5 protein-coding genes are annotated in these 6,559 nt (G+C 37.3%); 4 read left to right on the top strand and 1 reads right to left on the bottom strand.

Going from position 1 to position 6,559, the window contains the following annotated elements; translation table 11 throughout:
• Positions 1-150: 150 nt before the first annotated feature.
• From ASJ81_RS24170 to ASJ81_RS22715, 4 genes are all read left to right on the top strand, one after another.
• Entirely contained in the window at positions 151-285 is a 135-nt protein-coding gene (locus ASJ81_RS24170) for a hypothetical protein (protein WP_275112542.1), read from the top strand.
• Between the two features lie 474 nt (positions 286-759).
• The gene (locus ASJ81_RS23660; protein ID WP_245859934.1) at positions 760-2,655 is read left to right on the top strand and encodes a PGF-pre-PGF domain-containing protein; all 1,896 of its coding nucleotides are present in this window, start codon (positions 760-762) and stop codon (positions 2,653-2,655) included.
• A gap of 336 nt (positions 2,656-2,991) precedes the next feature.
• Positions 2,992-3,450, top strand: a complete 459-nt coding sequence (locus ASJ81_RS07980) for a DUF523 domain-containing protein (protein WP_095644021.1) — start codon at positions 2,992-2,994, stop codon at positions 3,448-3,450.
• A 306-nt stretch (positions 3,451-3,756) separates the two neighbouring features.
• Positions 3,757-3,915 carry a hypothetical protein gene (locus tag ASJ81_RS22715; RefSeq protein WP_170943240.1) on the top strand — a complete coding sequence of 53 codons (159 nt, stop codon included), beginning with the start codon at positions 3,757-3,759 and terminating at the stop codon, positions 3,913-3,915.
• Positions 3,916-4,232: 317 nt separating this feature from the next.
• Here the strand turns inward: ASJ81_RS22715 and ASJ81_RS07975 are convergent.
• Positions 4,233-6,559 (bottom strand): COR domain-containing protein (locus ASJ81_RS07975; RefSeq protein WP_095644020.1); only part of this gene is annotated, 2,327 nt, incomplete at its 5' end.

Below are 6,559 nucleotides of genomic sequence, written 5' to 3'. Positions count from 1 at the left end.
AATAAAATCATTCAAGAATATAAAAGTATTGAAGGAAGAACTGGATGAGTTTTGGAAGAAACATACATTCACACACAAAATGTCGCATTATTTAAAATGGTGACTATAGGTAATACGGATGAAGGACAGATGAAAGCCAGATGATGGCAGATGGAAGACAGATGGAAGACAGATGGAAGACAGATGGAAGACAGATGGAAGACAGATAGAAGACAGATAGAAGACAATGAAGGCCAGGTTAGTACCATAACAGTGGTCTATCTGTTAATTACAAATTTCTACTAAAAATAGAGATTTATTCTGGAATTGGTGCGTCTGGATTTATACAGGTAGGAGATTACTATTATCCTAAATCTTTCAAATCTTCTAAACATTCCAAATCTTCTAAATATCCCATATCTTCCAAGTTTCTAAACATCTCAAATCTTCCAAGTTTCTAAACATCTCAAATCTTCCAAGTTTCTAAACATCTCAAATCTTCCAAGTTTCTAAACATCTCAAATCTTCCAGATCTCTAACTATCAAAGGGAATCCTCTGAGAATTTACCTTAGTTTCATTCAGAACTCCTTTTGGTCAACTCTTTTCCCTGACATGAAGAATAATTTCAAATAATTTTAATAATATTCTTAATTTAAGGTTAGAAACCTGGATTTACTATTTTTGAAGATGCGTAAACTTATTCAGATTCAACAACTACCATAATAATATATCTTATATATCAAAAAATAATACAATGATATAAATCGGAGATGCAGGAAATGAAAAATCGATTTATTGCATTATTATTGTCAATTTTTGTATTTATAACAGGATCTGGAATAGGTGCTGCAGCTGACATAATAGTACACAATGGAGAATCTATACAATCAGCTGTGGATAACGCAACACATGGAGATTCTATAATTGTAGAACCTGGTACTTATTATGAGAATGTCACTCTCAGTACATATGATCTGGTTATTATGTCCCAGTCAGGTAATCCTGACGACACGATAATTCAAGGAGATGGCTTTTTCCTCACAGGTGATGCACAGGAGATAACTATTAAAGGTTTTACCCTTAAAGGTACTGGTACATCTTATGGAGTGAATCTCGCTCAGTTCTCTAACTGCTTAATTGAAAAAAACAAAATTATGAATTATGGTACAGGCATTGACGCAAATCTATACTCTACTTTTACTATAAACGATAATGAAATTTCAAATTGTCAATCAGGAGTCTTTGTTGGAGAATGTTATTACGATGCTGTTGTCAAAAACAACCGGATTTCAAACTGTGGAACAGGCGTCGTTGTGGGAGATTTAGGTGACTCCAAAATTGAGAATAACACAATTAGAGAAAATGACCAGGGTATAGCCCTCATGTACGAAGGTCGTTCTGATATTGCCGGCAACACTATAAGTTTTAACAAAAAATGTGGAATTTACGATAAAGCAGATACTGGTAGCAAAATTTACAACAACTATTTCAATAACACAGTAAATGTAATTTTCGATAGCTATCACGATAACCCTAACACCTGGAACATTACCAGCACAACAGAAAAAAACATTATAGGCGGCCCCTATATTGCAGGAAACTATTGGGCTAAACCTGATGGAACAGGCTTTTCTCAAACACATTATGACGTAAACGGAGACGGTATAGCAGAAGAGACAGTCAAACTCAGTGAAGGTGAAATCGACTATGAAGCTCTTGCAACGTCAGAGAATTCGACACCTGAACAACCTCCAGGAGCAACTAATTCAACAGTCACTCCTTCCGAAAACGTCACATCTCATTCAGAGGAAATTACAGATAACAATAGCACCAATTCTGACGGCAGTTCAGATGGCAATTCAGATGACAGTTCCGATAATTCAGATGGCAGTTCAGATGGCAATTCAGATGACAGTTCCGATAACTCTGATGGCAGTTCAGATGGCAATTCTGGTGAAAGCAGCCACAGCAGCGGAGGTAGCAGTGGTGGGGCAGGCGGTTCCCCAGAACCTCAAACTAACGTTCAGGTCAAGGAACTTTCACAGGCACAGGTTATTAACGGAAAAACTGTAATGTTTGATTTTACAAAGAATGCAACCTGTGTTGTATATGTCAGTTTTGATGCAAAGAAGACCGCAGGTAAGATTACAGCCATTGCCGAACAGCTTAAAGGGAAATCCACTCTGACTTCAGCACTGAACTCGGGTGAGGTCTATAAGTACTTCAACCTCTGGGTCGGAAACAGTGGATTTGCTACCTCAAAGAACATTGAAAACCCTGAACTATGCTTCAAGGTTGAAAAGTCCTGGCTGCAGGATAAAAAAATTGACCAGACGTCAGTCACACTCAATATCTACAACGATAAAAAATGGTCACAACTGCCTGTAAAACTGTTAAAAGAAGACAACCAATACCTGTACTTCACGGCACAGCCTCCGACGTTCTCATTCTTTGCAATAGCAGGCAAAGCAACACAAGAGGGAACCGTAAATGAAACACAGGCTAAACCTGATACTGAAAACCTCAGTAATAATACCGGAAACAATACCGAAAACGCAACAACAGGTGTTGAGCAAACTTCCGAGCAAAAAGAAAGTAAAGGTATTCCGGGCTTCGAAATGATTTACGGAATAATCGGGCTTACTGGAGTGTACCTGTATAGAAGAAAGCGATAATCTGGAAAGTCTATCTGGAGAGTTTCAAAATTACTCTTGATAAGATTAAGCCTTGACAGGGTTAAATCTTGACAGGGTTAAATCTTGACAGGGTTAAATCTTGACAGGGTTAAATCTTGACAGGGTTAAGTCTTGACAGGACTGAATCTTGACAGGATTAAAGATGAAACTGCAGTATACTTAAGGAGTGAGGAAATGATTTTAAATTAACACTCACTCCTTTTTACTGCCTCCTGAAAGCAGAAAAGGAAATATTCCAGATATTACCATTGCCAAAGCTGTAAAATAGGTAAAAGACACGAGAAAAACGGTATTAAATCAAACACAGGTGAGGAGATGAAGAAGCTGGAAAATTACGAGTGCTCTTATGTTTTTGAAAAACCCGCTGCCTGCGGCGACAAAGACGAAGTTCTGGTCATAGGTCACTGCCTTCTCAACCCCCTTGCAAGGGTAAAAGGAGTAAAACCAGTCCAGCCTATCGATACGCAAGGCGCGAACGTCATCCAGCTCCCCTGCCCTGAAGCGATGTTTTTCGGCATGAGGCGTCGGGAAATTACTAAAGACCAGCTTGACCATCCTGCCTACAGGCGCTTTTGCAGAGAAATCTTTACCCATCTTGCAGACCTGCTTGAAGACCTTGCAGCCGGTGGCGTAAAAATAAAAATTCTCGGCGTTCCTAAAAGCCCTTCCTGCGGCGTGGAAATTACAAGCGTTGGCGGAGAGCCAGGCAAAGTTAAGGAATTTCACCATAGACATGAAAAGGGGCCTGGGGTGTTTATGGAAGAGATAATATAAGAGCTTAAGAAGAGGAATGTAAAGTTTGAGATAGAGGATGCGGGGAAGTGAAATAAAGATACTATACGGAAGCAAAAAATGTTAACTTAACCAGGTAAATTCCCAGGATTTCCGGAACCTTAACCCATGAGAACTTTAAAACGCATAGAATCAGGAAGATGGCTTAATGATATCTTTTCTAGGCTCGGCTGTGCTCTTTCCGTTTCCATTTGAATGTTTTGAAAGGCTTTTTCTAGGTAGAATTATATATTTATTTTAGAATATATCAAAATAGAAAGTCATGGATATAAACGAGAAGGAGAAACCATGAGAAAAGGTCCCATACGGTGTGTACGCATCCCACTTCATGAATCGTTTGAGGAGGACATGAAAAGGATAAAGGAAGAGAGGGAAAAACTAATTCAAGAAATGTCAGACAAATGTATGACAGCCAGTGACTTCACACACAACACACAAAGCCGTTAAGGATGTTGATTTGTTATCTACTCAGGATAAGGCTCATGCTACTGAAAGAAGGCTTTTTGTTCTGATGTCTCCCGGATCCACCGAAGGTCTGACAGTTCAGGAATATAAGATACATATAGGAAACCAAAAGTAGTAATGACCGAGTTTTCCAGAATGAAAGGTTTCAATTCTATTTTTTATTACTGAATACGGAAAAAGCCGCGCAAGTCTGGGGCAAAGAAGCGAAATGTAAAGTTTGAATAGAGAATGGGGAAGGTAAGAAGGATTTTTGGGTTCTGAAAAGCTTAAAGAGTATATTTTTGTGACTTTAAGAAATTTTATTTACTTTTTCTTTTCCATTTAAAATATCGATCTATTGCCAGATCAATTGCTTCGTTGATATTCAATCCAAGTCCATTCCAGTTAGGTTGCAACATTACGACTCTATTTAACTTCCTTGATAGAGTTTCCCAGTTGTCAGATTCTTCTGCTTGATCCATTGCTAGACTACTTAGAACTGAAACAACTTTTTCAAACTTTTCTTCTTCATTTTGATTCATATTCTTCAGAATACTTAAAATCTCTTTAAGCAACTCTTGTTCTGTTCTTTTAATGTTTACTGTTCCAAGCAAGTCCTTGACATTATATGCCTTCCTTGACCCTTCAGGTCTGTACCTATCTTCACCAATTTCTTCTAAATAAACCAGATGATCATAACTAACAGCTATTTCTGGTTCATCAGGGAGGGGAATTTTCTCGACAGCTTTTAACTTTTCGAAGCTGCTGTTTATTTCCCACAGATTGAACAATATACTTGAAAAATAGTCACGCCTCTGACCACCGTTTACATTGATATAGATTTTCTTTGCCTCATTATCAGATCTAATTACAGCACAGGAATTAAATTGTTTGTTTTCGAGAACTACACCTGTTCTCCACTGTAAGCCATTTTTAATATCCTTATTCATTTTTACTATAAATCGGGGCATAATTGAACGTGGAAGGAAATCATATTCAATAAAAAACTTTAGGGATTCATTTGAATCAAAGTCAAATTCTGGCTCAGGAACTGCCAACAGATCTGGAAGGAGAACAGTTCCGTTATCGATTGTATAACACAATTCGAATTTTTTCATCAAGTTGATGATATAACCATAACGTTCAGGAGGATAATCGTAGTCGCCTTCTTTCTTTTGCTCTAGAATTCCATCTAGCATACTTAATCGAAGAACTCCCTTCTTCTTAGCTAGAATATCCGAATTTATGATCTTATAAACGCCTTCAGTAATCCACTTCGGTTCAAGCACATGTGTATCGAGCAATGAAATGTCTTTAAAATGTACAATTATTCCAAGATCATTAAGAAAATCAACAAGCGTGTTTTGAGATGACTTATCGCCCACATTTTCTTCCAGACATATATTTCGATATTCTTCATAAGTAATGAAATTGCAACTCATTTTTTCTAATTTTGTCTTTATCTCGAACCAGCTTTTAGCCCATTCTATTTGCATGTTTTCAACTTTTAATATTTCTTCTTTTAGTTTTATGGAAAAAAATTCAATTCCTCCATTTTCCTTACAAGAAATTCTGAAGAAACCTTTTATTGAAGGATATTTCTCCTGCAAAAATTTTCTATTTAACTCAAAAGAGGGATTTTCATCAATCTTGTTCAAAGCGACCAGTACTGGCGAATCCCCTCCAAAACTCCTTATGTGCTTGAGCCAGTACTCGGCTTTTTCATCCCTTCTAGAATCAAGAACCAGAATGTATAGGCTTCTTTTGGAAAGGAAAAATTGATGGGTAGCATGCATTATTTCCTGTCCACCAAAATCCCAGAAATTAACTTTTATTTCCTTATCTTTGTCTTTAAATCCCCACTTTTTGATATTAATCCCTTGAGTCTGATGCTCATTTCCATCAAATCCTTCGCCTAATAACCTTTTCACCAATGAGGTTTTTCCCGCCTCTCCATCTCCTACCAGCAAAACTTTAACTTCATTTAATGGTCTCTTTTCACCTTCCAATGACTTAAAATAATTAATAACTGCCTCTCTGCCTTGTTTTACAATCTCTACTGGAGGGTTTTCAAGAGGGTTTCCTTCTAAAAATACTCCTTCGTTTTTGTGTTTTGCGAGCAAGTACTCTATATCAAGGCTCCGTATGTTGAAAACTCTCTCCACTGGTGAAGTCGGCACTGATGGAGTCAATTGATTAGAAGATATGTAATATCTATTAAGATTTTCCAACTCTAGTATTTCCAGTGGCAGTGAAGTCAATTGATTTCTAGATATATCAAGTTTAGTAAGATTTTCCAACTTGGAGAGTTCAGGCGGCAGCGAAGTCAATTGATTTCTAGATATATCAAGTTCAGTAAGATTTTTGAGTTCTGCAATTTCAGACGGCAGCGAAGTCAATTGATTATAAGATATATCAAGTTCAGTAAGATTTTTGAGTTCTGCAATTTCAGACGGCAGCGAAGTCAATTGATTATCAGAGATTTTAAGTTCAGTAAGATTTTCCAACTTGGAGAGTTCAGGCGGCAGCGAAGTCAATTGATTATCAGATATATTAAGTTTAGCAAGATTTTTCAACTCTGAGAGTTCAGGTGGTATTTCCTTCAGTTGATTGTCATGTATGTAAAGTTCCTTAAGATTTGTCAACT

It is taken from the genome of Methanosarcina spelaei, assembly GCF_002287235.1.
GTDB lineage: Archaea > Halobacteriota > Methanosarcinia > Methanosarcinales > Methanosarcinaceae > Methanosarcina > Methanosarcina spelaei.
Note: the sequence above shows the minus strand (reverse complement) of the source record. Positions and strands in the feature narration are given on the sequence as shown.

Coding starts and splice junctions, on each gene's coding strand:
- ASJ81_RS24170 (WP_275112542.1), top strand. CDS start 151: ATGGAAGACAGATGGAAGACAGATGGAAGACAGATGGAAGACAGATGG.
- ASJ81_RS23660 (WP_245859934.1), top strand. CDS start 760: ATGAAAAATCGATTTATTGCATTATTATTGTCAATTTTTGTATTTATA.
- ASJ81_RS07980 (WP_095644021.1), top strand. CDS start 2,992: ATGAAGAAGCTGGAAAATTACGAGTGCTCTTATGTTTTTGAAAAACCC.
- ASJ81_RS22715 (WP_170943240.1), top strand. CDS start 3,757: ATGAGAAAAGGTCCCATACGGTGTGTACGCATCCCACTTCATGAATCG.